This window comes from Caulobacter sp. 602-2, from assembly GCF_011043625.1.
In the GTDB taxonomy this organism is placed as follows: Bacteria; Pseudomonadota; Alphaproteobacteria; order Caulobacterales; family Caulobacteraceae; genus Caulobacter.
Genome location: NZ_JAAKGT010000002.1, coordinates 328,724 through 351,987, shown reverse-complemented (window position 1 = coordinate 351,987; position 23,264 = coordinate 328,724). Strand labels below are relative to the sequence as shown.

Here is a 23,264-nt window from a genome sequence, read left to right as displayed (position 1 = left end):
CTAATCCAGCGCGCGGTACTTGAAGTTCCGGAACCGGGCCGAGCCCTTGCCGGCGGCGTAGATCCCCGGCTTGAGCATCAGGAAGCCGCCGCGGACGTTGTGGTGGTAGCCGCTGACCTCCATGCCGCGGTCGAACCGCTTCCAGGTCTTGCCGCCGTCGCCCGAGGTGTGGAAGGCGACGATATGGCGGTTGTTGCGCAGGCGCATGAGCATCTTCGAACCATGCGGATTGGCCGGCCGCCCACGCTCGATGCCGTACTGGTGGGTGACGAAGTTCTTGGCGTCGAAGCCTAGGCCGCAATAGAGCTGGCGATCGTAGAACAGGATCAGGCCCGCCCGGGTCTCGGGATCGATCTCGATCTCGCACTCGATCTCGTAGGCCTGGTCGCCGTTGACGAAGATCAGGGGCGAGCCCGTCGACGGGGCCTCGCCCGCGCCCTTGAGGGTCAGGACGCCGCCCGAGCGGCTGATGCGGTCCTGCTCGCCCGGCTTGGGGTCGAAGAAGTTCCACTGCACGCCGTACTTGTCGGTGCTGAAGTCGTCCGACAGCGCCATGCCGTGCGGCACGGCCTTGCCGCCTTTCGGCTTCCTGATCGGCTTGGCCAGATCGCCGCCGCCGATGTCGAACCAGCCGTCCTTGGTCCAGGTCACCGGGGCCAGCAGGGTCTGGCGGCCCAGCGTCCAGAAGCCGTTTTCATAGCCGTGATAGACGGTCCACCATTCGCCGCCGGAGCCTTCGACCAGGGTGGCGTGACCGCGCGACCACCACTTCTCGGCGTTGTCGACGGTGCGCACCAGCGGGTTCTTCGGGTGGTTCTCCCACGGGCCGCCCAGCGACTTGGCCCGCGCGGCGATGACCATGTGGCCGGTCGGCGGGCCGGCCGTGCCGCCCACCGCGGTGATCATGTAGAAGTACTCGCCCTTCTTCATGACCTTGGGGCCTTCGGGAGAGAAGCCCTCGACGTCCCAGTCGTCCGGATAGCGCCAGGGGTTGTAGACGTGCTCGGGCTTGCCCACGGTCGACAGGCCATCGGGCGCCAGCTTGATGCGGTCGCCGCCCGACAGGAACAGCCAGCGCTCGCCGTTCTCGTCGACGATGTGGCCGGGGTCGATGTAGCCGGGCAGCTTCAGGTCGATCGGCTCGGACCAGGGGCCTTCGATCTTGTCGGCCCAGATCACATAGCTGGTGTTGTTCTTGGGGAACTTGGCCGGGATGTAGAGGTAGTAGCGGCCCTGGTGCTTGCACAGCTCCGGCGCCCAGACCGAGCCGATGTTGGTCTTCAGGGCCGGGCCCACCGGCGCCCAGTTCACCAGGTCCTTCGAATGCCAGATCAGCAGGCCCGGATAGGCGTCGAAGGACGAGTGGGTCATGTAGTAGTCGTCGCCGTCCTTGAGGATCGACGGGTCGGGCCGGTCGCCGGCCAGGATCGGATTGAGGAAGGTTCCGTCGCCCAGGTCGGCCTTGCGCTGGCCTTCGACGCCCTTGGTCCAGGTCGGGCCGGACCTGGGCTTGGCGGGCAGGGAGCCCACGCCTTCGGCCGCAGCGGCGGAGGGCAGGGCGGCCGCGGCGGCGGCCCCGGTCAGAAGCGAGCCCCCCGTCAGCAACAGGGCTCCGCGTCGGCTGAGGTCGGCCATGAATTTTCCTTCCCGGGTACTGGCCGCGCGAACTGACGCCACGTCGGCTTGTTACCGGTCACTTAAGCGGCGGAATGCGGCTTTGTCTACCGGTGTCATTGCCCATTTTCCGACGATAACGCTGTCAGGAACGCGGGCAAAAGAAAACGCCCGGGAGCGGGGCTCCCGGGCGTTTATTGGATCTAGGAACTTCCCCCCGTGGGGGAGGTGTCGCCGAAGGCGACGGTGGGGGGAAGTTTTCAGCCGCCCAAGCGGTGGCCTTCCTCCCCCCACCGACCGCTTCGCGGTCGCCTCCCCCAGAGGGGGAGGTTCTTGGAAAGATCAGCCCTCCATCGCTTCCAGTTCCTTGCCACGGGTCTCGTGGATCAGCTTCTGGACGAGGAAGAACGAAACCACGGCGCTGGCGGCGTAGAAGCCGTAGGTCGCCGACAGGCTCAGCTTGGCCATGGCCGGGAAGCTGAACGAGATGGCGAAGTTGGCGATCCACTGGGCGAAGCCGGCGACGGCCAGGGCCGAGCCGCGCATCTGGTTGGGGAACATCTCGCCCAGCATCACCCACATGACCGGACCCCAGGAGAGGTTGAAGAAGATCACGTAGAGGTTGGCGGCGACCAGGGCGATCGGACCCACCGTGCCGTCCAGGTGCAGGGCGCCGTTGACGGTGGTGGCGGTCGAGAAGCACCAGGTCAGGACGCCCAGGGTCACGGCCATGCCGGCCGAGCCGATCAGCAGCAGCGGCTTGCGGCCGATGCGGTCGATCAGGGCGATCGCGGCCAGGCAGGCCAGGATCGAAAGGGCGCCTGACAGGATGTTGATCTTCAGGCTGTCGTCCTCGGTGAAGCCCACCGACTGCCACAGCACCGAGCCATAGTAGAAGACGATGTTGATGCCGACGAACTGCTGGAAGATGGCCAGGACCAGGCCGGCCCACAGGATCGGACGGATCTTCTTGGTGACCGGGTCCAGCAGGTCGGAGAACTTCGGCTTGTGGTCGGCGCTCAGCGAGGCGCGGATCTCGGCGACCTTGGCCGCGCCCGTGCCCGGGCCGAACAGGCGCGAGAGGATGGCTTCGGCCTGGGCGTCCTTGCCCTTGGCGACCAGGTAGCGCGGGCTTTCCGGGATGGTCAGCAGGGCGAAGAAGAACACGCCGGCCGGGATCACCTGCATCCAGAACATCCAGCGCCAGGCGGGCAGGCCCAGCCAGAAGTCGGCGGTCGAGCTGCCGGCGGTGTGGGCCAGCACGTAGTTGGCCACGAACGCGCCGGTCAGGCCCGTGATGATCATGATCTGCTGCACCGACGACAGGCGGCCGCGGATGTTGGCCGGGGTCACTTCGGAGATGTAGACCGGGCACAGCACGCTGGCGGCGCCGACGCCCAGGCCGCCGATCAGGCGGAAGATGACGAAGATGGTCGAGGTGTGGGCCGCGCCCGTGCCCAGGGCGCTGATCACGAACAGCAGGGCCGAGATGATCATCACGGTGCGGCGGCCCCAGACGTCGGCCAGGCGGCCGGCGGCGAAGGCGCCGATGGCGCAGCCGATCAGGATGGCCGCCACGTTCAGGCCGGTGCCGAACTCGGTCAGCTTGAAGGCGCTGTTGAGGCCTTCCTGCGTGCCGTTGATGACGCCGCTGTCGTAGCCGAACATGAAGCCGCCGATGGTGGCCACGGCCACGATGGCGGCGACGAAGGCCATGTTGACCTTCGCGCCGTCGGCGCTCATGCCGGCGCTTGGCCCGGCGCTGGAAACTGATGCCACTGGAGTCCTCCCCGAACTGGCTCCTTCCGGAGCCTGCTTTGATCCCTAACGCGCCCCCGTAGGGACCTTGGTTGCCGGCGACCTTAGTGTTACCGGTATCAGCACGCAAGCGGCCGTTTTTGCGGGATTCCCGCCGCGCCCGCCGCCGCTTTTGCCGCGCGATAGTGTCAGGTCCGGCGGCGCTCGCAAGGGGCGATGGCAACGTTGTCATTCCGCCTGACTTCCGCAGAACGGGGTCGCGCCGTGCAGCCGTTGCAGCGGCGCCACGCTGGGCGGCGCCACTGCAACATTGCCGAAAAGAAATTTGCCCCGGAAAGCCGGCCGCGCTTTACCGCTGGAGGTCGAGACCAGCGCGGACCGTCCGCTCGCGGCGCCTCGACGAGCCTGCCTCGGGGGACGCGCCTTGCGCCTGAAGACCATCCTTTTCTCCGCCGCCGCCATCGTCGCGACGCCTTGCCTGGCGCTGGCCCAGACGGCTGCGCCGGCGCCCGCCCAGGGCGGTCCGGCGTCTGCCCCCAAGACCGCGCCGGCCGCCGTCGAGGGCGTGACCGTCACCGGCGACAACACCGCCATGCGCAGCTCGATCGACCGCCGCAGCTACAGCGTCGCCAACGACCTGTCGGCCCGCACCGGCTCGATCGCCGACGCCCTGCGCAACATCCCCTCGGTCGAGGTCGACGTGCAGGGCAATGTCAGCCTGCGCGGCGACGCCAACGTCACCATCCTGATCGACGGCAAGCCCTCGGGCATGTTCAACGGCGACGGTCGCGGCGATGCGCTGCAGGCCATGCCGGCCGACCAGATCGACCGGGTCGAGGTGATGACCAACCCCTCGGCCGCCTTCCGCCCGGACGGCACAGCCGGGATCATCAACCTGGTCACCAAGCAGACCCGCAAGCCCGGCGCGACCGGGTCGTTGCGCGGCAACGCCAGCACCGACGGCCGCTACAACGGCGGGATCAGCGGCAACTACGTCAACGGCAAGCTGACCCTGTCGGGCGACGCCGGCTTCCGCCACGAGCAGCAGAAGGCCTGGCAGACCATCGACCGCACCACGGCGGCGGGGACCAGCAGCCAGGACGGCGCCTTCGAGAACGACGGCGACATGGTCAACCTGCGCGGCGGGATCGACTACGACGTCACGCCCAAGGACCGCCTGAGCGGCGAGGTCCGATACCGCCGCATGCAGTTCGACACCACGGGCGGCGAAACCTACGAGACCACCGGCGCCTTCCCCGACTACACGCGCGACACCGACGCGACCATGAAGCGCGACAACAAGGGCGTCAGCGCCGACTGGCGTCACCAGTTCAAGGGTTCCGAACACCAGCTGACCGCGCACCTGGAATACGAGCAGACCGACTTCTCGCGCAGCTCCACGGCCTTCACCGACTACAGCGCCGGCGCCGACGCCTACGAACTGTTCGGCTTCGGCGCCGACCAGGAGCGGACGAACTTCAAGGCCGACTACGCCCAGCCGAACGTCGGCGGCGGCACGCTGAAGACCGGCCTCGACTTCGAATGGGTGAAGAACGACTACGACAACCACGGTTCGACCGGGACCTCGTGGAGCGCCCAGACGGTCGACCCGGCCCGCACCAACCGCTTCCTGTTCGATCAGGACGTCTATGCCGGCTACATCACCTACGAGAAGGCGTTCGGCGACTTCACCGCCCAGGGCGGCCTGCGCGCCGAGCAGGTGCAGATTAACGGCAACCAGGTCACCGGCGGCCAGACCTTCGAGAACGACTACTTCAAGGTCTATCCCAGCCTGCACCTGGGCTACACGGTCGACCAGAACAACACCTTCAAGGGCAGCTACAGCCGCCGCGTCCAGCGCCCGCAGGTGCAGGACCTCAACCCCTACCGCGTCTATCAGGACCCGCAGAACTACCGGGCGGGCAACCCCTACCTGAAGCCGCAGGTGACCGACTCCTTCGAGCTGGGCTGGCAGTACCGCAAGGGCCCGGCCTACTACCTGGCCACCGCCTATTACCGCAGCAGCGAGGGCGTGGTCACCGACGTGGTCCGCGATCTCGGCGACGGCGTGCTGCTGACCACGCGCGAGAACCTCAACAAGAGCCGCAACGGCGGTCTGGAACTGGTGGCCAACGGCCGCCTGTCGCCCAAGATCACCTATAACGTCAGCGCCAACGCCTTCTGGAACGAGATCGACGCGGGCAACCTCGGCTTCTCGGGCACGCGCTCGGCCACCACGCTGTCGGGCCGCGCCAACCTGAACTGGCAGGCCACCCCGAAGGACTTCTTCCAGATCAACGCCTTCACCTCGGGCAAGCGCCTTACCGCGCAGGGCCACCGCGAGCCGTTCCAGATGGTCAATCTCGGCTATCGCCGGAAGGTCAACGACAAGCTGTCGTTCGTCGTGACCGTGCAGGACGCGCTCGACAGCTTCGAGGACAAGGCCGTCACCGACACGCCGACCCTCAAGGACGTCACCCTGCGCACGGCCAACGTGCGGGCGGTGTTCTTCGGCTTCACCTGGAACTTCGGCGGCGGCAAGCCGCGGCCCGAGCAGTTCGACTTCGGCTCGGGCGCTGTCGGGGGCTGATCGCGATCCTCCCCCTGAAGGGGGAGGTGGCCCGAAGGGCCGGAGGGGGAAGCGGCTTCGGAAGCGCCGCAACAACTTCCCCCTCAGTCGGCTTCGCCGACAGCTCCCCCTTCAGGGGGAGCATCTTAGAGCCAGCCCGCCTTCTTGAAGCGCCGATAGAGCAGGGCGCAGACCACGGCGATGACGCCCAGGACCAGCGGATAGCCGAAGGTCCATTTCAGCTCGGGCATGTGCTCGAAGTTCATGCCGTAGACGCCGGCGACGGCGGTGGGCACGGCCAGCATCGCCGCCCAGGCGGCCAGCTGGCGGGTGATGACGCCCTGGCGCTGCTGCTCCAGCAGCGAGCTGACCTCGAACACCGAGTTGAGCACTTCGCCCAGGCCCGCGATCAGCAGGTCGACGCGGGCGACGTGGTCGCGGATGTCGCGGAAATAGGGCTTCACCTCCGGATCGATGCACGGCGTCTCGTGGTGCTCGAGATAGCCGGCGACCTGGGCCATGGGCCCCAGCAGCCGCAGGAACTTGGTCAGTTCACGGCGCAGGGTGAACAGGCGGGTGATCTCGGCCCGGCTGAGGAAGGCGTCCAGCGCCCGCCGCTCCATCTCGGCCAGCTCGTCCTCGATGGCGTCGACCACCGGCAGGTAGCCGTCGACGATGAAGTCGAGCACGGCGTGCAGCACGTAGTCTCCGCCATGGGCCAGCAGGGCGGGCTGGGCCTCCAGATGGGCGCGCAGTTCCAGGTGGGCCCGGGCCGAGCCGTGGCGCACGCTGATCAGGAAGCGCGAGCCGACGAAGATGTCGGTCTCGCCGAAGACGATGCGGCCCTCGACCATCTGGGCGGTCTTGGCCACCACGAACAGCTGGCCGCCATAGATGTCGACCTTGGGCATCTGCCGCGCGTGCAGGGCGTCCTCGACGGCCAGCGGATGCAGGTCGAAGCGCTCCTGCAGGATGCGCAGTTCGTCCTCGGTGGGGTCCACCAGGCCGATCCAGACGAACTCGCCGTCGCGCGGCGCCAGGCTCGCCGGATCGTCGAGCCGGATCTCCCGCACCCGCTTCCCGTCGATATAGGCGTAGGCGGCGACGACGCTCATGAAGGCTCCTGCTCTGCTGGTCCGCAGATGGCGTGAACGCCGGGCGGAGGCAAGGCGCGGCGCGCTTGACGACGTTTGCAATATATGTAGAGTTTTAATCATGCCCGCCGCGCCCCGCAAGCTTTCGCCGCAGTCGCTCGCCGTCCTCGACGTGCTGCATGGGCGCGAGTGGCTGTATGGCCTGGAGGTGGCCGCAGCCACCGGCCTGAAGTCGGGCAGTCTCTATCCGATCCTGATCCGGCTGGCCGAGCGCGGCCTGCTGGAGAGCCGTTGGCTGGAGCCCGAACGTCCGGGCCGCCCGGCGCGGCACGCCTATCGCATCACCGGCGCCGGCCGCTCGGCCCTGGCGGCTGCTCGTCGTCCGTCCGCAACATCCTTGGCCCTGGGGGGAGCCTGATGACCGGAAACCGCAGAGATCTCGCCGATCGGATCATGAGCTTGGCGGTCAGCAATCCGCCGGCTGTTCGGGGCGAGTGGGCTGACGCCATGCACGCCGAGTTCAAGGCGCTCGAAAAGGGCCGGCTGTCCTGGTCGCTGGGATGCCTCGTCGCGGCCGCGCGCTGGCGGGCGGCGGGGGAGGCGACCTACGCGGCGGCGCTGGGGACGGGCGTGGTGTTCGTCGGAGCCCTGGCGCCGCTCTGCTACTTCGGCGCCGTCCTCTCGGGCCTGCTCTCGCGGGGGGAAGCGGCCCGGATGGTCATGCCGCTCATCGTCGTCGCGCTTGTGCTGGCCGGTTTCGCCATCGCCCTGAACTGGCCCCGACGCCGGTTGGCGACGGCTCTGATCGTGGGCCTGGGGCCCTCGCTGATCGGCAACGCCCTGCTGGCGATCACGGGGGCGGGGCTGCGCGTGCCGACCCTGCAGATGCTGGTCATCTGGGGCGTCATGGTTGGCCTAGGCTATGTCGGCGCCCTGGCGGGCGCGGCCTTGGGGCGGCGGCGCGCGGCGCGGATCGCGCGATAAATCCTCCCCCTCAAGGGGGAGGTGGCCCGGAGGGCCGGAGGGGGAAGCGTTGCGCCGGCCCCCTCAGTCGGCTTCGCCGACAGCTCCCCCAAAGGGAGAGCATCTTCCAGTCTGCGCTAAGCCCGTTCCAGGGTCACCAGCACCAGGTCGTTCCGGCGCATCGCGAAGTCGATCTTGGCCAAGCCGTCCTTGCCGACGGTGATGGTGCGGTCGATCTCCGGCTTGTCGGCGGTCAGGGCCTGCAGCGCGCAGATCTGGTCGGCCGTCAGGCTCTTGGGCATGCCCAGCTCGACATAGGCCGTGTAGGCGTCGTTGGCGCGGAAGCCGGTGCGCTGGGCCTTCAGGCGATAGCGGCCGGGCTTGAGGCCGGCGACGCTGAGCGCCGCGCCCGGGGCGTCCGTCGTCGGCTGCACCTTGGTGTAGAACGAGCGGTTGCTGGTCGGCTGCACCGGCTGGCTGAAGTCCCAGACCAGGGCGGCGATCTTGCCGCCATCCACCGAGGCCAGGACGCTATCGTCCGTGGACGGAACTTCCTTGCCGCGCAGGGCCGCCAGGTACTTGTAGGCGAACCACGAGGGCTTGCGGATCCCCTCCGGGTTCATCAGGCCAAAGCCCCCCTGGAACGGCGCGGTTGGCGGGCCGGGCTCTTCGAACAGGTCGCTATAGGTCCAGTAGCTCATGCCCTGGACGATGCCTTTGACGCCCTTCAGCTTGGCCAGGATGTAGGCGGCGCTGTGATAGCTGTCGTGCACCGGGTCGCGCGGTGTGTAGCTGGTGCTCCATTCGGTGAAGTAGAGCGGCAGGCCGGGATAGGCCGAGGCCTCGATCTCGGCGCGCACCTTGCGCACGTCGCCGATGATGGCGTCGGGATTGGCCGACAGCTTGGTGTCGTCCTTGCCGTTCTCGTCGAGGAAGCCGCCCTCGACGCCGTAGGTGTGAGTGGTGACGAAGTCGACCGCCGCGCCATTGGCCTTGCAGTAGGCCAGGAACTCCGGAACCCAAGCCGCGCCGGCCGTCGACGGGCCGCCCACCCGCAAGGTCGGGTCGATCGCCTTGATGGTTTTCGCCGTCAGGGCGTAGAGGTCGAAATAGACCTTTTGATCCGCCTTCTCCCAGAAGCCGTCGAGATTTGGCTCGTTCCACACCTCGAAGAACCAGGTGCGCACCTCGGCCTCGCCATAGCGCTTGCGCAGGTGCGTCACGAAGGCGTCGATCAGGTGCGCCCAGGGGGCGAACTGCGGGTGCGAGGTGTTGCCCTTCCACCAGAAGATCGTCAGGTCCGAGGTCTTCATGGCTTCCGGCGTGAAGCCCAGCTCGATGAACGGCTTCAGCCCCATGGCCAGCAGGCGGTCGTAGAGCTGGTCGATCTTGGTCCAGTCGTACGTGATCCTGCCGTCCGCGCCTTTCTTCACCGTGCCGAGCACGTCGTGGAAGATGGCGTGGAAGCGGATGTAGCGGAACTTCAGCTCGTCCGAGGCCGTCTTCAGCTGCGCCAGGCTGTCCTCGCGCAGCAGCGTGCCGGGATAGTCCGAGCCGATCGACAGGTCGAAGAAGCGGTCGACCGGCGTGGTCGCCTTGGCGGCGTCCAGGGCGATGACCCGCTTGTCGGCGGCGAAGGCGGGCAGGGCAGGCAGCGCTGTCAGGCCGGCGATGGTCGCCATCAGGCGGCGGCGCGAGAACATGGGCGTCTCCCTTCCTTCTTGACCAATTCAGTTCGTCATCCCGGCCGCAGCGAAGCGGAGAGCCGGGACCCAGGGGGAAGCCGCAGTGCGCCGGCCCCTGGGTCCCGGATAAGCGCTGCGGACTTTCCGGGATGACGCGCCATTTTGCTTGTTGGCTAGTGATTGTGCCGAGGCAGCTTGGACGCCAGGTCCTGGTACTTCACGGCGAACTCCAGCACCCCGCCGGTGTCCAGCTGGCTGGCGTGGGCGCGGTAGATTTCCTGCCAGGGGGTCATGGTGGCCGGCACGGCCGGGATGCCTTCCTTGCGGCGCTCGGCGATCACGGCCTCGTCCACCAGGGCGTCGCAGCGGCCGGTGTTGATGTCGATGCGGATCGTATCGCCGGTGCGCAGCCACGACAGGCCCCCGCCCACCGCGCTCTCGGGCGAGGCGTTGAGGATCGAGGGGCTGTCGGCGGTGCCCGACTGACGGCCGTCGCCCAGGGTGGGCAGGCTCATGATGCCCTTCTTCAGAAGGTGATCCGGCGGCTGCATGTTGACCACCTCGGCCGAGCCCGGCCAGCCGATCGGACCCGCGCCGCGGATCACCAGGATGCAGCTTTCGTCGATGTTCAGGGCCGGGTCGTTGATGCGGGCGTGATAGTCGTCCGAGCCGTCGAAGACGATGGCCCGGGCCTCGAACACGCCTTCCTGGCCCGGCTTGGACAGATAGCGTTCGCGGAAGTCGGCGCCGATGACGCTGGCCTTCATGATCGCGAAGTCGAACAGGTTGCCGCGCAAAACGAGGAAACCCGCCTTTTCAGCCAAAGGCTCGGCATAGGGGAAGATCACCTCGCGGTCGCTGGTTTCGCGGCCTTGCAGGTTCTCGCCCATGGTCTTGCCGGTGACGGTCAGCACGTCGCCGTGCAGGCGGCCCTGCTGCAGCAGTTCCCACAGCACCGCCGGCGCGCCGCCGGCCCGGTGGAAGCGCTCGCCCAGATACTTGCCGGCCGGCTGCATGTTGACGATCAGCGGGATGTCGTAGGCCGCCCGCCAGTCGTCGGCGGTGATCTCCAGGCCCGCATGCCGCGCCATGGCCGCGATGTGCGGCTGGGCGTTGGTCGAGCCGCCGGCGGCCGCCACCAGGGCGATGGCGTTCTCGAAGGCCTTCTTGGTCAGGATGTCGAGCGGTTTGACGTCCTCATAGGCCAGGTCGACGATCCGCTGGCCGGTGCGATAGGCCATCTGGCCGCGCTCGCGGTAGGGGGCGGGGATCGCCGCGCAGCCGGTCAGCGAAAGGCCCAGGGCTTCGGCGACCGCGTTCATGGTCGAGGCCGTGCCCATGGTGTTGCAGTGGCCGGCCGAGGGGGCCGACGAGGCCGCGCGCTCGATGAATTCGTTCTCGTCGATCTCGCCGGCCGCCAGCTTGCGGCGCGAGCGCCAGATCACCGTGCCCGAGCCGACCAGCTCGCCCTCGTGCCAGCCGTCCAGCATGGGGCCGCCGGAAAGCACGATGGCCGGGATGTTGACCGTGGTGGCGGCCATGATGCCCGCAGGCGTGGTCTTGTCGCAGCCGGTGGTCAGCACCACGGCGTCGATCGGATAGCCGTGCAGGGTCTCGACGAGGCCGAGGTACGACAGGTTGCGGTCCAGCGCCGCCGTCGGGCGACGGCAGTTCTCGAAGATCGGGTGGACCGGGAACTCCATGGGGATCCCGCCCGCGTCGCGGATGCCGTCGCGCACCCGGGCCACCAAATCGAGGTGGATGCGGTTGCACGGCGAGATGTCGCTGCCGGTCTGGGCGATGCCGATGATCGGCTTGCCGCTGCGCAGCTCTTCGGGGGTGATCCCGTAGTTCATGAAGCGCTCCAGGTAGAGCGCGGTCATGTCGATGTGGTCGGGATTGTCGAACCAGTCGCGCGAGCGGAACCGGCGGGGCGTTCGATTAGCGGAGGTCAAGGCGCACCTCGTATTGCGGCTGCCCGGCGACGTCGACGGGCAGGGCGAAGAGGCCGCCGCACAGCGGGTTCGCGGCGAGCTGCTCGTCGCTCAGCCCCTTGCGGGCGGTGGTGAAGTAGAGGGTCTTCAGGTCCGGTCCGCCAAAACACGGCTTGGTGACGTTGATGGCCGGCAGTTCGACGCGCTGCACGACCTGGCCTTGCGGCGAGATGCGGATGGCGCCGCGACCGCCCCACAGGGCCGTCCACACGAAGCCCTCGGCGTCGACCACCGAGCCGTCGGGCCAGGCGTCGTCGATCGTCAGGCGGAAGAACTCGCGCTTGTTCGAAAGGGCGCCGTCGGCCCCAACGTCGAAGGCCCAGATCACCTTTCCGAGGGTGTCTGTGTGATAGAAGGTCGCCCCGTCCGGCGAGACGGCCGGGCCGTTGGTGATGCAGATGCCGGCGTCGTGCTTCGTCAGCGAACCGTCGGCTTCGAGCCGGTAGAGCGCGCCGCTGTCGGCCTCCTCGCCGTCGTGCATGGTGCCGAACCACAGGCGGCCCTGCGCATCGACCGTGGAGTCGTTGGGGCGGTTGTCGAGGCCGGCGTCCTCGATTTCGGAAATGAAGGTGAAGCCCAGTTCGGGCGTGAAGTGGTGAAGGCCGCTCTTGAGGCCCGCCACGAAGCCGCCGCCGACGCGGGGGGCGACGAAGGTCACCTGGTCGGGCGCGTCCCAGCTGGTGGTCTCGCCGGTGGCCGGGATGTAGCAGTGGACCCGATGGCCCTTGATGTCGACGAACCAGACGGCGTCGCCATGCCAGATCGGCCCTTCGCCGAGCGTGGCCTTCAGGTCCCAGACGCAGGTGGGGGCAGTCATTGGCTTCGTCTCCTCCTACGGCGCTGGGCCCCCTCAGTCGCTCCGCGACAGCTCCCCCAAAGGGGGAGCATCGAAGGCCGCAGATCCTCCCCCTCTGGGGGAGGTGGCCCGGAGGGCCGGAGGGGGCCGTCGCCGACCTATCTTATCGCCAGCCGGCGTCGATCCAGTATTCGTGGCCGGTGCACAGGCTGCCGTCGTCCGAAGCCAGGAACAGCACCAGCGAGGCCACGTTGGCCGGCAGGATGCGGCCCTTCACGGCCTGGGCCTTGACGATCTCGGCCTCGCCTTCGGGGGTGTACCACTTCTCCTGGCGCTTGGTCTTGACGTTGCCCGGCACCACGCAGGTGACGCGGATGTCGTCGGGACCAAGCTCGCGAGCCAGGGCGCGGGTCATGCCCTCGATGCCGGCCTTGGCGGTTTCGTAGAGTACGAGGTCCTCCAGGCCCAGGTGCCAGCTGATCGAGCCGAAATTGATGATCGCGCCGCCGCCGCGCTCTTTCATGCCCGGGGCCGCGGCCTGGGCGCAGAACAGCATGTGACGCAGGTTCACGTTCATGCGGTTGTCCCAGTAGGCCGGGGTCACGTCGGCCAGGCTGTGACGGTCGTCGTTGCCGGCGTTGTTGACCAGCACGTCGATGGCGCCGGTCTCGGCGAAGAAGGCCTTCACGGCTTCGAGGTCGGTCAGGTCGACCTGCTTGAACACCGGCTTGATCGGGGCGTCGGCCAGGTCGGCGACCAGGGCCTCCGAGTCCTCGGCGGCGATGTCGACGAAGATCACTTCGGCGCCTTGGCGGGCGAAGGCGGTGGTGATGCCCGCGCCGATGCCGGAGCCGCCGCCGGTGATGACGACGCGCTTGCCCTGGAGGCTGGGATAGATGGCGGAGGACATGCGCTTAAGCCTGGAAAGAGGAAACGAGGGTCACAGCAGGCCGCGGCCGGCCAGGTTGCGGATCAGGGCGGAGATGCCGAAGGTCCAGGGCTTGGCCTGGTCGCAGGTGGTCACCTCGTTCTCGAGCACGCCCAGCTTGGGGGTCGAGACGCGGACGCGGTCGCCGACCTTGTGGGTAAAGCCCTGGCCGGGGGCGTCGCGGTCCTGGATGGGCGCGAACATGGTGCCCAGGAACAGCACGAAGCCGTCCGGATACTGGTGCTGCTTGCCGTGGGCCTGGCCGGCCAGCACGGCCGGGTCGCGGCTGATCAGGCTCATGTTCGACTTGCCGTCGAGCACGAAGTCGTCGCGGCCGGTGATCTTCAGTTCGACCTCGGCGTTGCGCACGTCGTCCAGGCTGAACGAGGCGTCGAACAGGCGGAAGAACGGACCGATCGAGCAGGAGGCGTTGTTGTCCTTGGCCTTGCTGAGCAGCAGGGCCGAGCGGCCTTCGAAGTCGCGCAGGTTGACGTCGTTGCCCAGCGAGGCGCCGCGGATCTCGCCCTGGCCGTCGACCAGCAGCACGACTTCCGGTTCGGGATTGTTCCAGTGGCTGTCGGAGCGGACGCCGATCTGGTCGCCCCAGCCCATCGACGACAGCGTCGGGCCCTTGGTGAAGATTTCGGCGTCGGGGCCGATGGCCACTTCCAGGTACTGCGACCACAGGCCGTCGGCGACCAGGGCCTCCTTCAGGCGCGCGGCGCCTTCCGAGCCGGGCTCGACGCTCTTGAGGTCGCCGCCCATGCGCTCCGAAAGCTGCTGGCGGATCTCCAGGGCCTTGGCGGCGTCGCCGCGGGCGCGCTCCTCGATCACCCGCTCCAGGGTCGAGACGGCGAAGGTGACGCCGGCGGCCTTGAGCACCTGCAGGTCGACGGGGGCCAGAAGCTTGGCCGGCGCGTTGCCCTGCGGGTCGTCCCACACCGGACGCAGGTCGAGCTTTTCCAGCGGACCCTTGTCGACGCCGCGCGGGATCGCGTCGCCCGGCGCGTAGGCGTTCATCAGGTCGGCGAGCGTGGGGGCGATCTTGCTGACGTCCTCGACGTGGCCGCCGCGGATCAGGACGGGGGTCGGGCCCTGGCCGAAATCGATGCGGCCCAGAAGGGTCGCTTCCCGCCAGTCCTCGGGAAGGTATTTCGTCACGCCCACCGCGTTTTCTCCCTCTGGCGCGGGCGGATCTTTGCGAACGCCCGCCACGCTTCGTAACTCTCAGACTTGTTAGCGCTAACATGTGGAGGCGCGCAAGGGAGTTGTCTGACAACTGTTCTGAGGTTGTCGACAGAAGGGCTGGGCGGCGGAGCGGGTCGGGCGCGGCGTCAGAGGCAGCCGGAGTTCCAGTAGACGACCCGATGGCTGACCAGCCGCGCCTGCTCATCGGCCTTCCACGAGATATCCAGCCGCTGGCCGCAGACCGATCGTCCCCAGATGGCCGTGACGTTCTGTTCGCCCGCTACGGCCGCCGGGCTGGGGTGCAGGCCCTGGGCCAGGAGATATCGCTCCAGGTCATGCGCCGGCCCGCCCGGGGGAAAGCGCTTGTCCAGGCGGGTGGTGAGCAGTTTCTGGCCCGCGTCGTAGTCTTCAGGCAGTCCGGCGAACAGTTCGGTCGCCGGCGCGGGCGTTTCCGGGAACAGGACGAGACCCACGGGGCCGGCCACGAGGTGCAGGCCGACCCAGAGCCCGAACATGCCCGCGACGACCCCCGCAGCGATCAGCCACGGGCGGGCCTTCGACCTTGAAGGCTGTTCAGCCCCTGTCCGCATTCGCCGCAGGCCCCGTCGAATCCCGCACGATCAGCGTGTGGGGGTGCATCAGCTGGCGCGGCTCGCCGGTCCCGTCGCGGTGGCGGCGGATCTCCTCCAGCACCAGGTCGACGGCGGCGCGGGCCATGGCGGCGATGGGCTGGTGGACGGTGGTCAGGGCCGGCCAGATGTTGGCGGCGATCGAGGTGTCGTCGAAGCCGACGATCGAGACGTCGCCCGGCACGTCCAGGCCCAGACGGTGGGCCAGGCCGGCGGTGGCGGCGGCCATGTCGTCGTTGGCCGCGAAGATGGCGGTGGGGCGCTCCTTGGTGTTGAGCAGCCGCTCGGCCGCCTCCAGGCCCGAACGATAGGTGAAGTAGCCCTGCTCGACGCGGACGTCTTCCTGCGGGATCCCGGCCGCCTTCAGGGCGGTCATGAAACCGTCCATCCGTTGCTGGCTGACCGTCTGGTTGGGGTGGCCCTTGATGAAGCCGAAGCGCTTGTGGCCGAGCGCCAGCAGGTGCTGGGTGAGCTCGAAGGCGGCGGCTTCGTTGTCGATGCGGATGGTGGCCATGTCGCTGCTGGCCATGCCGGGCGCGACGGCCACCGCGGCGGCGCCGGCGGCCTTCACCTCGGCCAGCACGGTCTGGGACTCGCACAGCGGCGGCGGCAGGATCAGGCCGTCGACGCCGGTCTTCAGCAGGCGGGCCAGGGTGGCGCCGGCCAGTTCCGGTTCGGCGCATTTCTCGATGACGATCTGCGAGCCGGTGCGGCTGCTTTCGTCCAGCGCCCCGACCAGGAACTCCGACAGATAGCCGGTCGAGGGGTTGTCGTAGAGCAGGCCGATGCGGAACGGGGCGCTGCCGGCCAGGCTGCGGGCGGCGGGATTGGGGGCGTAGTTCAGCTCGGCGATGGCCTGCTCGACCAGCGCCCGGGTCTCTTCCTTGACCGTGGCTTCGCGGTTGATGACCCGCGACACGGTCATCGGCGAAACGCCGGCGCGAGCCGCGACGTCGCGGATGGTGGCGCTCTGGCTGCTGCGCCGCCGCGTGCGCTCGGTGCGTTCGTTCATACTGAGAAGTCCGTCCCTTTTGGGCGAGTCTAGACCGTTTCTCGCGCCAGGGGGAAGCGGGGCCTTGGTCGCGGCTGCGCGTCGGGCGTAGGGAAGGGGGCATGATTACGCGTGACGCTCGCCTTGGAGCCATCATTCTGTGCGGCGGCGGCTCGGTCCGGATGGGGCGGGACAAGGCCCTGCTGGATTGGGGCGGCGTGCGCGCCGTCGACCGCGTGGTGGCCCTGGCGCGGGCGGCCGGCGCGAGCGTGGTGCTGACTGCGGGGCGCGACTACGGGCTTGATTGGGTTCCCGATCCCGAGGAGGGCGCGGGGCCTGTGGGCGGCGTGCTGGCCGGGGCCGCGGCGCTGGCGGCGCGGGGCTGCGAGCGGGCGCTGGTGCTGGCGGTCGATGCGCCGACCCTGGCGGTGGAGGACCTTGCGCCGTTGCTGGCCGTGGAGGCCGGCGCGACGTTCGAGGTGTCGCCGGTGCCGATGGTGCTGCCTCTGGATGCGTTGCCAGAGGGGGCGCTGCCGGGCTGGCCGCTGCGGCGGCTGGTCGAGCGGGCGGGACTTTCGGTGCTGCCGTGCCCGGAGGCGGCCAGGGCGCGGTTGCTGGGGGCGAATACGCCGGAGGAGCGTGATCGGCTTAGGCCGTAGCCCGTCAGTAGACGTCCCGGCGATAGCGGCCCTGATCCGCCAGGTCCTCCAGCGCCTCGCCGCCCAGGATCTCGCCCAGCGCCGCGTGCACCTCGCGCGACATGCCCTCCAGCGAGCCGCAGACATAGATCGCCGCGCCCTGCGCCACCCAGGCCCGGACCTCGTCGGCGGCCGCCCGCAGGCGGTGCTGGACGTAGACCTTGTCGGCCTGGTCGCGGGAGAAGGCCAGGTCCAGGCGTTCGAGCACGCCCGACGCCGCCCAGGCCTCGATCTCGGCCTGATGGAAGAAGTCGTGGGCCGAGGAGCGCTCGCCGAACACCAGCCAGTTGCGCTTGCGGGAGAGGGCGGCGCGAGCCTTCAGGTGGCTGCGCAGGCCGGCCAGACCGGTGCCGGCGCCGATCAGGATCATCGGGCGGTCGTCGTCCGGCGCGTGGAAGCTGCGGTTGGAGCGCACGCGGCCGGCGATCTCGCCGCCGACGGCTGCATGCTCGATCAGCCAGCCCGAGCCCAGGCCCGGCTTGCCGTCGGCGCGGCGCATCAGGCGCACGACCAGTTCCACGCCGCCGTCGGCGGGCAGCGAGGCGATCGAATACTCGCGGTGGGGCAGGGCCGGCAGGGCGTCGACCAGCGCCTGGGGCGCGGTTCCGGCCAGGGCCTTGATGGCCGCGTCCTCGTGCGGCAGGCGCCGCCAGGACAGCGTCTCGCCCAGGCTGGCGGCCTCGTCGGCCTTCACGGCGGCGTCGGCGCTCAGCGACAGGCGCGAAAGCAGGTCGGCCACGTCGGCGGGGGCGTTGCGCGGGCCGATCTCGACGATGTCGCCGGCCCGCCAGTCGAGCCCACCATCAAGCGGTTCGAGCCTCACGTGGAAGGCGCCTTCGCCGGCCGAACCGGGATTGAGCAGGCGACGGTCGGCCAGGGTCCAGGGGCCGTAGGCCGGACGGCTCCAGTCGGGCGCGTCGGTCGAGCCCGTGAGCACGGAGAGCTGCGACTGCCAATGCCGCAGGGCGGCGGCCTCGCCGTCGTCGACCTCGACCGTGTCGAACAGGCGCGCGCCGCCGTTGCGGGCGAGCCAGGCGTCGAGGCTGCGGCCGAAGGCGCAGTACTGGGCGTAGGTCGAGTCGCCCAGCGCCAGGACGGCGTAGGACAGCTTGGCCAGGGCGGGCTCGGTGGCCATCACGTCGCGGATGAAGCGGCGGGCGTTGTCGGGCGCGTCGCCCTCGCCGGTGGTGCTGACGATGAAGAGGGCGCGGCCGGTCAGGTCTTGGGGCTCGACGGCGGCCAGCTCGCGCAGCCGCACCGGCAGGCTGGCCGCCTGCAACGCCTTGGCCGTAGCCATGGCCAGTTCCTCGGCGAAGCCCGTCTGGCTGGCGAAGGCCACGAGCACCGGCTCGCCGGCGCCGGACGCCAGGGCGGCCTCCTCGCGGCGGGCCTTATGCTTGCGCAAGGCCACCTTCAGCGCGATCCCGGCGCACAGCAGCACGTAGAGGCCGACGACGATGGCGGCCAGGGCCAGGCGGCGCGCGTCCGGCGGCAGGCTGGAGATGAAGTCGGTCATTCGTCGAGCATTGCCTGCAGGGCCGGCGACAAGCGCTCGGACAGGCCGTTGGGACCGCGGGTCACGATCAGGGCCGGCAGGTCGCGGGCCGTGGCGAAGGCGATGGCGGCCTCGGCGCCCATCACGGTCAGGGCCGTGGCCAGGGCGTCGGCGGTCATGCACTCGGGGTGGAGGACGGTGACGCTGACCACGCCGGCGTCGCACGGCGCGCCAGAGGCGGGATCCAGGGTGTGGGCGTAGCGCCTGCCCGCATGGTCGAAGAACCGGCGATAGTCGCCCGAGGTCGCCACCGACAGGCCGTGCAGGGCCAGCAGCGTGCGGGGCGCGGCCTCGTCGTTGGCGCCGGCGAGCGGCGGACGCTCTAGTTCGACCCACCACGGCTGGCCGTCGGGCTTGGCGCCCGTGCCGCGCAGTTCGCCGCCGACCTCGACGAGGTAGGAGCGTACGCCGGACCGGTCGAGGGCGCGGGCGGCCTCGTCGACGCCGAAGCCTTTGGCGATGCCGTTGAGGTCGATGGAAAGGCCGCCCGGCTGAAACAGCGCGTCGCCGTCCAGCGCCACGCGGCGCCAGCCCATCGGCGCGCGGGCGGCCTCCAGCGCGTCGGCGCTGGGCGGCTCGCCGGAAAAGGGGCGAGGGCCGAAGCCCCAGAGATCGGTGATCGCGCCCAGGGTCGGATCGAAGGCGCCGTCGCTGTCCTCGGCCACTTGCAGGGCGCGGCGCAGCACGGTCGCGAAGCTGGTCGGCAGGACGGTCCAGCTTCCGGGCGCGGAACGATTGAAGCGCGACAGCGCCGACATCGGGTCCCAGGCGCTCATCTGCGCGACCACGTTGTCCAGCGCGCGCTGGACCATGGCGGTCATGGCCGCGAGGTCGGTGGTCACGGGCAGCACGGCCTTGACCGACCAGGTGGTGCCCATGGTTTCCCCGTCGAACCCGCGCACGACCCCGCCCACCGGCCGGGCCGGCGGTTCAGAGAGCATGGGGACGAGGACGCGGGTCATGGGGGTCTTTCAAGCTCCTCCCCCGCGAGCGGGGGAGGGGGACCGCGAAGCGGTTGAGGGGGCGGCGGCGCGCACGGCGCTCCGTCCCTCGCCCCCTCCGTCACGGCGCTGCTGGCGCCGCGCCACCTCCCCCGTTGGCGCGGGGGAGGAGCTAGGTCGTCAGGTTACGGACGCTGGGCTTCCAGGGTCGCGGTGTAGCTGGCCGAGAAGCCGTTGCCGGCCAGGGCCGTCGGGGCCTGGGGCTGACCGCCGGGAGCGCCGCCGCCCGGACCGCCGGGGCCGCCTTGGCCGCCCGGACCGCCCGGAGGGCCGCCCATGCCGCCGCGGCCGGTCTCGCCGGTGCGGACGCTGGCGTTCATCCAGTACATGCCGGCTTCCGGCAGGGTGACCTTGAACGCGCCGTCGGCGCCGGTCTTGACCTTGATCTCGCCCGGCGTAGCGCGATAGCGCGAATTGCCCGGCACGAAGGTCACTTCCAGGTCGGCGGCGGGCTTGCCGTCGATCAGGAACTTGAAGGTCGCCGCTTCGGTGGCCACCACGTCGTTGGGGTGGGTGACCGGAACCAGTTCCAGGCCCTTGCCGGTCGGCTTCAGCACCGTGTCGGTCGGCGCGCCGCGGGTGACGAAGGTTTCGTTGCGGTTGAAGCTCTTGATGGTCTTCAGGTCGGCGGCGCCGGCCGGAACCTGCTTGGCGAAGTCGTCGGCGCTGCCGCGGAAGCGCTTGACTTCACCGTTCTCGGTCCAGCTGGCCATGACGCTGCTGGAGGCGGTGCCGATCTTGTAGGTGCCGGGCTTGGCCAGCTCGACGTCGAACACCGAGCGGTACTGGCCGGTCGCGGCGTTCTTCAGCGGTTCGGTCGAGCCGTCCGGGGTGGTGATGACCACGCCGTCCACGCGCATGGCGCGGTGGTCGGGGTAGAACAGCTCGTTGGAGATGGCCGCGTCGACGGTCACCCACGAGCCTTCGCCCGACAGGATGGTGGCCGAGGGGACGAACCAGGCGCGGTGGGCGTGGGCGGCCAGCGGCAGGGTCAGGGCGACGGTGGCCGCCGTGAGGGCGAGAAGGCGCTTGCGAAGGGTCATGGCGTTTCTCTCTTGCTTATTTGACGGTGACCGAGACAGCGCCGAGCTCGGCCGTCCCCTTGGCGGAGGCGGTCTTGCCGGGCTTGCCCCAGGTGAACGGCACGCGGACGGCCTCGTGGCCGCCGACTTCGCGCGCGGCCTCGACCACCAGGGTGTAGGCGCCCGGCTTCAGCTTCGACAGCTGGCTCTTGGCGCCGCTGAAGGTCAGCTTCTGCGGGCCCGGCGCGCGGGTGGCCGAGGAGATGCCGTCGGCCGGGAAGCTCATGGTGCGGCCGGCCTTGCGCCACCACTGGCGCATGTCCTTCAGCCACTTCTCGCCCTTGTCCTCCTTGGAGTCCGGATCGTACCAGACGGCCAGGGTGGCGGCGGCGGTGGCGTCGGGCGCCTCGACCCAGATGGCGACGTAGGGCTTGTGGTACTCGGCCACCGAAAGGCGCGGGATCTCGACGGTGACGGCGAGGTCGGCGGCCATCGCCGGAGCGCCGACGGCGGCGCCGGCGAAGGTCAGCAGGGAGACGGTGCGCTTCACGGAAGGCGGCCTTTCACTAGAGGTGGACGAACAGGATGATGATCAGGAGCGGAATGGCCAGCCCCGCGGCGGTCAGCGGCCAGGTCATCGGCCGCCCGCGGGCGTGGAACTGCAGAAGGATCAGGCCGGTGACGGTGAAGATCACGCAGGCGCCGGCGAAGATGTCGATGAACCAGCTCCAGGCCTTGCCGGTGTTGCGGCCCTTGTGCAGGTCGTTGAGCAGGCTGATCGAGCCGCGGGTGGTCTTTTCGTGCTCGACGTCGCCGGTCTCGCGGTCGATGGCGATCCAGGCGTCGCCGCCGGGACGTGCCAGGGCCAGGTAGACCTCGGCGTCGGACCATTCGCCGGGGCGGCGGGCGATGTCGGCGTCGACGGCCTTGTCGAGCCAGGTCTCGACCTTGATCGGCAGCGGGCGCTTGCCTTCGGTCGGGCCCGAAGCCAGCTCGGCGATCAGTTCGGGCGGCAAGGTCGCCTTCTTGCTGACGACCTTGGGCTCGGCTTCGATCGAGCCGGCATGGTTCAGGGTGAAGCCGGTGATGGCGAACAGCAGCATGCCCACGAGGCTGATCGCCGCGCTGATCCAGTGCCACTGGTGCAACTGCTTCAGCCAGAATGAGCGGCGGTTCTGTTCGGCGGCGGCTTTCACGGGATTCCGGAACGGACGAGCTTCAGTGCCGCCGTCCATACTTGAGAGCGACTTGCAATTACAAGACCCGATCGCCGTCCGGCGCCGATTGGAAGCATTTGCCCGCGGATCGTTTCGGAGCGCATCGCCCATCCGCCCCATTATTCGCCAGGCGCCCGAGAACGCCTTCGAGCGGCGCATCCGTTCCATCCGTGAAATCCCCGCTTTCGCAAGGTTCCTACGCAAGAGGGCGAGCGAGCCCTCATCCATTCGCGCGGCGACGGCAAGCTGCTATGGCTGCCGGTCATGGCCACGCTCGACGACACCTATGATCCCCTGACCCCCGTTCCGGCCGAGCGCCGGGTGTTCGGGGCGCGCGACGCCTTCTCGCTGTGGTTCAGCCTGGGCATCGGCCTGCTGGTGCTGCAGGCGGGCGCGTTCCTGGTCCCGGGCCTCAGCCTGGGCATGGCGCTGGCGGCGATCGTCACCGGCTCGGTGCTGGGGGCCCTGCTGCTGGCGGCGGCCGGCGTGGTCGGCGCCGATACAGGGCTCTCGGCCATGGGAACGCTGCGGCTGGCGCTGGGCGCGCGGGGCGCGGCGGTTCCGGCGGTGCTGAACGCGGTGCAGCTGGTCGGCTGGGGCGCGTTCGAGATCATCGCCATGCGCGACGCCGCCGACGCCCTGGCCAGGCAGACCTTCGGGCTCTCCAATCCGCTGGCCTGGACGGTGCTGTTCGGCGCGCTTGCGACCTGGCTGGCGTTCATGGGGCCGGTGTCGTTCGTGCGCAGGTTCCTGCGCGCCTGGGGGCTGTGGCTGCTGCTGGGCGGCGCCGGCTGGCTGACCTGGCGGCTGCTGGCCCAGCACGACCTGGCCGCATTGTTCGCCAAGGCCGGCACGGGCGAGATGAGCTTCGGCGCCGGCGTCGACCTGGTCGTGGCCATGCCGCTGTCGTGGCTGCCTCTGATCGCCGACTACACGCGCTTTGGCCGTTCCAGCGGCCGGATGTTCCGCGGCAGCGCGGCCGGCTACCTCCTGGCCAACATCTGGTTCATGGGCCTGGGCGCCTGCTACGCGCTGGCGGCCGGGGGCGGGGAGGGACTGCTGCTGACCGCCCTGGCCGCGGCCGGCGGCGGGATCGCCCTGCTGCTGATCGTCGTGGACGAGACCGACAACGCCTTCGCCGACATCCATTCGGCCGCCGTCTCGACGGCCACGCTGGCGCCGCTGCGCCCCGCCCATCTGGCCTTGGCCTTCGGCGCGCTGTGCACCCTGATCGCCCTCGTGGCGCCGCTTGCCCGTTACGAAGGCTTCCTGCTGTTGATCGGTTCGGTGTTCGCGCCGCTGTTCGGCGTGCTGTTGACCGACCACTTCGTCGTGCGCCGCCGCCGCGCCGAGGTCGCCGGGGCCTTCGCCTGGGGCCTGAACCTAGCGGGGCTTCTGGCCTGGGCGGCGGGGATCGCGGCCTATCAGGGCTTCAGCCGCCTGGCGCCGGAGCTGGGCGCCACCCTGCCGGCGCTGGCGGTTGCGGCGCTCGCCTATCTAGTGCTGGGGTTGATCCTGCGGCGGCCGAAGGGCTGATCGACCAGCGTCGCCATAACAACGTC

20 protein-coding genes are annotated in these 23,264 nt (G+C 69.5%); 5 read left to right on the top strand and 15 right to left on the bottom strand.

The window, feature by feature from the left end; translation table 11 throughout:
- Both G5B46_RS06120 and G5B46_RS06115 read right to left on the bottom strand, forming a co-directional pair.
- Complete coding sequence (locus G5B46_RS06120; RefSeq protein WP_165257020.1) at positions 1–1,635, bottom strand: family 43 glycosylhydrolase; 1,635 nt, start codon at positions 1,633–1,635, stop codon at positions 1–3.
- Between the two features lie 321 nt (positions 1,636–1,956).
- Entirely contained in the window at positions 1,957–3,393 is a 1,437-nt protein-coding gene (locus G5B46_RS06115; RefSeq protein WP_165257019.1) for a sugar porter family MFS transporter, read from the bottom strand.
- A 403-nt stretch (positions 3,394–3,796) separates the two neighbouring features.
- Here G5B46_RS06115 and G5B46_RS06110 point away from each other — a divergent pair, with 403 nt between their 5' ends.
- The gene (locus tag G5B46_RS06110) at positions 3,797–5,962 is read left to right on the top strand and encodes an outer membrane beta-barrel family protein (protein WP_165257017.1); all 2,166 of its coding nucleotides are present in this window, start codon (positions 3,797–3,799) and stop codon (positions 5,960–5,962) included.
- Between the two features lie 125 nt (positions 5,963–6,087).
- Here the strand turns inward: G5B46_RS06110 and G5B46_RS06105 are convergent, their stop codons facing one another.
- On the bottom strand, positions 6,088–7,056 hold the full coding sequence (locus tag G5B46_RS06105) for a magnesium and cobalt transport protein CorA (RefSeq protein ID WP_165257016.1): 969 nt from the start codon (positions 7,054–7,056) through the stop codon (positions 6,088–6,090).
- A 100-nt stretch (positions 7,057–7,156) separates the two neighbouring features.
- Here G5B46_RS06105 and G5B46_RS06100 point away from each other — a divergent pair, with 100 nt between their 5' ends.
- Together G5B46_RS06100 and G5B46_RS06095 are read left to right on the top strand one after the other, a co-directional pair.
- Positions 7,157–7,453 carry a PadR family transcriptional regulator gene (locus G5B46_RS06100; protein WP_165257015.1) on the top strand — a complete coding sequence of 99 codons (297 nt, stop codon included), beginning with the start codon at positions 7,157–7,159 and terminating at the stop codon, positions 7,451–7,453.
- On the top strand, positions 7,453–8,019 hold the full coding sequence (locus tag G5B46_RS06095; RefSeq protein WP_165257013.1) for a hypothetical protein: 567 nt from the start codon (positions 7,453–7,455) through the stop codon (positions 8,017–8,019). Before G5B46_RS06100 ends, G5B46_RS06095 begins: the two co-directional genes overlap by 1 nt.
- Before the next feature lie 116 nt (positions 8,020–8,135).
- Here the strand turns inward: G5B46_RS06095 and G5B46_RS06090 are convergent, their stop codons facing one another.
- From G5B46_RS06090 to G5B46_RS06060, 7 genes are all read right to left on the bottom strand, one after another.
- Entirely contained in the window at positions 8,136–9,680 is a 1,545-nt protein-coding gene (locus G5B46_RS06090) for a beta-xylosidase (RefSeq protein ID WP_165257561.1), read from the bottom strand.
- A gap of 176 nt (positions 9,681–9,856) precedes the next feature.
- Positions 9,857–11,638 carry a xylonate dehydratase XylD gene (gene xylD, locus G5B46_RS06085; RefSeq protein WP_165257012.1) on the bottom strand — a complete coding sequence of 594 codons (1,782 nt, stop codon included), beginning with the start codon at positions 11,636–11,638 and terminating at the stop codon, positions 9,857–9,859.
- A complete protein-coding gene (locus G5B46_RS06080) occupies positions 11,625–12,494 on the bottom strand; it encodes an SMP-30/gluconolactonase/LRE family protein (RefSeq protein WP_165257011.1) in 870 nt (289 codons plus the stop codon). The genes xylD and G5B46_RS06080 overlap by 14 nt, the downstream gene beginning before the upstream one ends.
- A gap of 142 nt (positions 12,495–12,636) precedes the next feature.
- Positions 12,637–13,383: a D-xylose 1-dehydrogenase gene (gene xylB / locus G5B46_RS06075; protein ID WP_165257010.1), complete on the bottom strand. Its 747-nt coding sequence runs from the start codon at positions 13,381–13,383 to the stop codon at positions 12,637–12,639.
- Positions 13,384–13,413: 30 nt separating this feature from the next.
- Positions 13,414–14,568 (bottom strand): fumarylacetoacetate hydrolase family protein, encoded by a 1,155-nt coding sequence (locus G5B46_RS06070; RefSeq protein WP_165257009.1) that lies wholly within the window; start codon positions 14,566–14,568, stop codon positions 13,414–13,416.
- 167 nt (positions 14,569–14,735) lie between these two features.
- Positions 14,736–15,104 (bottom strand): hypothetical protein, encoded by a 369-nt coding sequence (locus tag G5B46_RS06065; protein WP_165257008.1) that lies wholly within the window; start codon positions 15,102–15,104, stop codon positions 14,736–14,738.
- Positions 15,105–15,162: 58 nt separating this feature from the next.
- On the bottom strand, positions 15,163–16,230 hold the full coding sequence (locus G5B46_RS06060; protein WP_165257007.1) for a LacI family DNA-binding transcriptional regulator: 1,068 nt from the start codon (positions 16,228–16,230) through the stop codon (positions 15,163–15,165).
- A gap of 101 nt (positions 16,231–16,331) precedes the next feature.
- On the opposite strand from G5B46_RS06060, the gene G5B46_RS06055 reads away from it, so the two are divergent.
- Positions 16,332–16,868 (top strand): NTP transferase domain-containing protein, encoded by a 537-nt coding sequence (locus tag G5B46_RS06055; RefSeq protein WP_165257006.1) that lies wholly within the window; start codon positions 16,332–16,334, stop codon positions 16,866–16,868.
- A gap of 4 nt (positions 16,869–16,872) precedes the next feature.
- Here the strand turns inward: G5B46_RS06055 and G5B46_RS06050 are convergent, their stop codons facing one another.
- The 5 genes from G5B46_RS06050 to G5B46_RS06030 form a co-directional block, all read right to left on the bottom strand.
- A complete protein-coding gene (locus G5B46_RS06050) occupies positions 16,873–18,423 on the bottom strand; it encodes a sulfite reductase flavoprotein subunit alpha (RefSeq protein ID WP_165257005.1) in 1,551 nt (516 codons plus the stop codon).
- Positions 18,420–19,424, bottom strand: a complete 1,005-nt coding sequence (locus tag G5B46_RS06045) for an FAD:protein FMN transferase (RefSeq protein ID WP_165257003.1) — start codon at positions 19,422–19,424, stop codon at positions 18,420–18,422. The genes G5B46_RS06050 and G5B46_RS06045 overlap by 4 nt, the downstream gene beginning before the upstream one ends.
- Positions 19,425–19,588: 164 nt before the next feature.
- A complete protein-coding gene (locus G5B46_RS06040; protein WP_165257002.1) occupies positions 19,589–20,506 on the bottom strand; it encodes a DUF4198 domain-containing protein in 918 nt (305 codons plus the stop codon).
- A 16-nt stretch (positions 20,507–20,522) separates the two neighbouring features.
- Positions 20,523–21,035 (bottom strand): DUF2271 domain-containing protein, encoded by a 513-nt coding sequence (locus G5B46_RS06035; protein ID WP_101712840.1) that lies wholly within the window; start codon positions 21,033–21,035, stop codon positions 20,523–20,525.
- Positions 21,036–21,051: 16 nt separating this feature from the next.
- Entirely contained in the window at positions 21,052–21,681 is a 630-nt protein-coding gene (locus tag G5B46_RS06030; protein ID WP_165257000.1) for a PepSY-associated TM helix domain-containing protein, read from the bottom strand.
- 285 nt (positions 21,682–21,966) lie between these two features.
- On the opposite strand from G5B46_RS06030, the gene cytX reads away from it, so the two are divergent.
- On the top strand, positions 21,967–23,238 hold the full coding sequence (cytX, locus tag G5B46_RS06025; RefSeq protein WP_165256998.1) for a putative hydroxymethylpyrimidine transporter CytX: 1,272 nt from the start codon (positions 21,967–21,969) through the stop codon (positions 23,236–23,238).
- Positions 23,239–23,264: the final 26 nt, after the last annotated feature.

Excerpts from the sequence above, each read along its gene's own strand:
- G5B46_RS06090 (WP_165257561.1), bottom strand. The coding sequence starts at position 9,680 with ATGGCGACCATCGCCGGCCTGACAGCGCTGCCTGCCCTGCCCGCCTTC.
- cytX (WP_165256998.1), top strand. The coding sequence starts at position 21,967 with ATGGCCACGCTCGACGACACCTATGATCCCCTGACCCCCGTTCCGGCC.
- G5B46_RS06050 (WP_165257005.1), bottom strand. The coding sequence starts at position 18,423 with ATGACCGACTTCATCTCCAGCCTGCCGCCGGACGCGCGCCGCCTGGCC.
- xylB (WP_165257010.1), bottom strand. The coding sequence starts at position 13,383 with ATGTCCTCCGCCATCTATCCCAGCCTCCAGGGCAAGCGCGTCGTCATC.
- G5B46_RS06060 (WP_165257007.1), bottom strand. The coding sequence starts at position 16,230 with ATGAACGAACGCACCGAGCGCACGCGGCGGCGCAGCAGCCAGAGCGCC.
- G5B46_RS06095 (WP_165257013.1), top strand. The coding sequence starts at position 7,453 with ATGACCGGAAACCGCAGAGATCTCGCCGATCGGATCATGAGCTTGGCG.
- G5B46_RS06120 (WP_165257020.1), bottom strand. The coding sequence starts at position 1,635 with ATGGCCGACCTCAGCCGACGCGGAGCCCTGTTGCTGACGGGGGGCTCG.
- G5B46_RS06055 (WP_165257006.1), top strand. The coding sequence starts at position 16,332 with ATGATTACGCGTGACGCTCGCCTTGGAGCCATCATTCTGTGCGGCGGC.
- G5B46_RS06105 (WP_165257016.1), bottom strand. The coding sequence starts at position 7,056 with ATGAGCGTCGTCGCCGCCTACGCCTATATCGACGGGAAGCGGGTGCGG.
- G5B46_RS06100 (WP_165257015.1), top strand. The coding sequence starts at position 7,157 with ATGCCCGCCGCGCCCCGCAAGCTTTCGCCGCAGTCGCTCGCCGTCCTC.
- G5B46_RS06080 (WP_165257011.1), bottom strand. The coding sequence starts at position 12,494 with ATGACTGCCCCCACCTGCGTCTGGGACCTGAAGGCCACGCTCGGCGAA.
- G5B46_RS06065 (WP_165257008.1), bottom strand. The coding sequence starts at position 15,104 with ATGTTCGGGCTCTGGGTCGGCCTGCACCTCGTGGCCGGCCCCGTGGGT.
- G5B46_RS06045 (WP_165257003.1), bottom strand. The coding sequence starts at position 19,424 with ATGACCCGCGTCCTCGTCCCCATGCTCTCTGAACCGCCGGCCCGGCCG.
- G5B46_RS06040 (WP_165257002.1), bottom strand. The coding sequence starts at position 20,506 with ATGACCCTTCGCAAGCGCCTTCTCGCCCTCACGGCGGCCACCGTCGCC.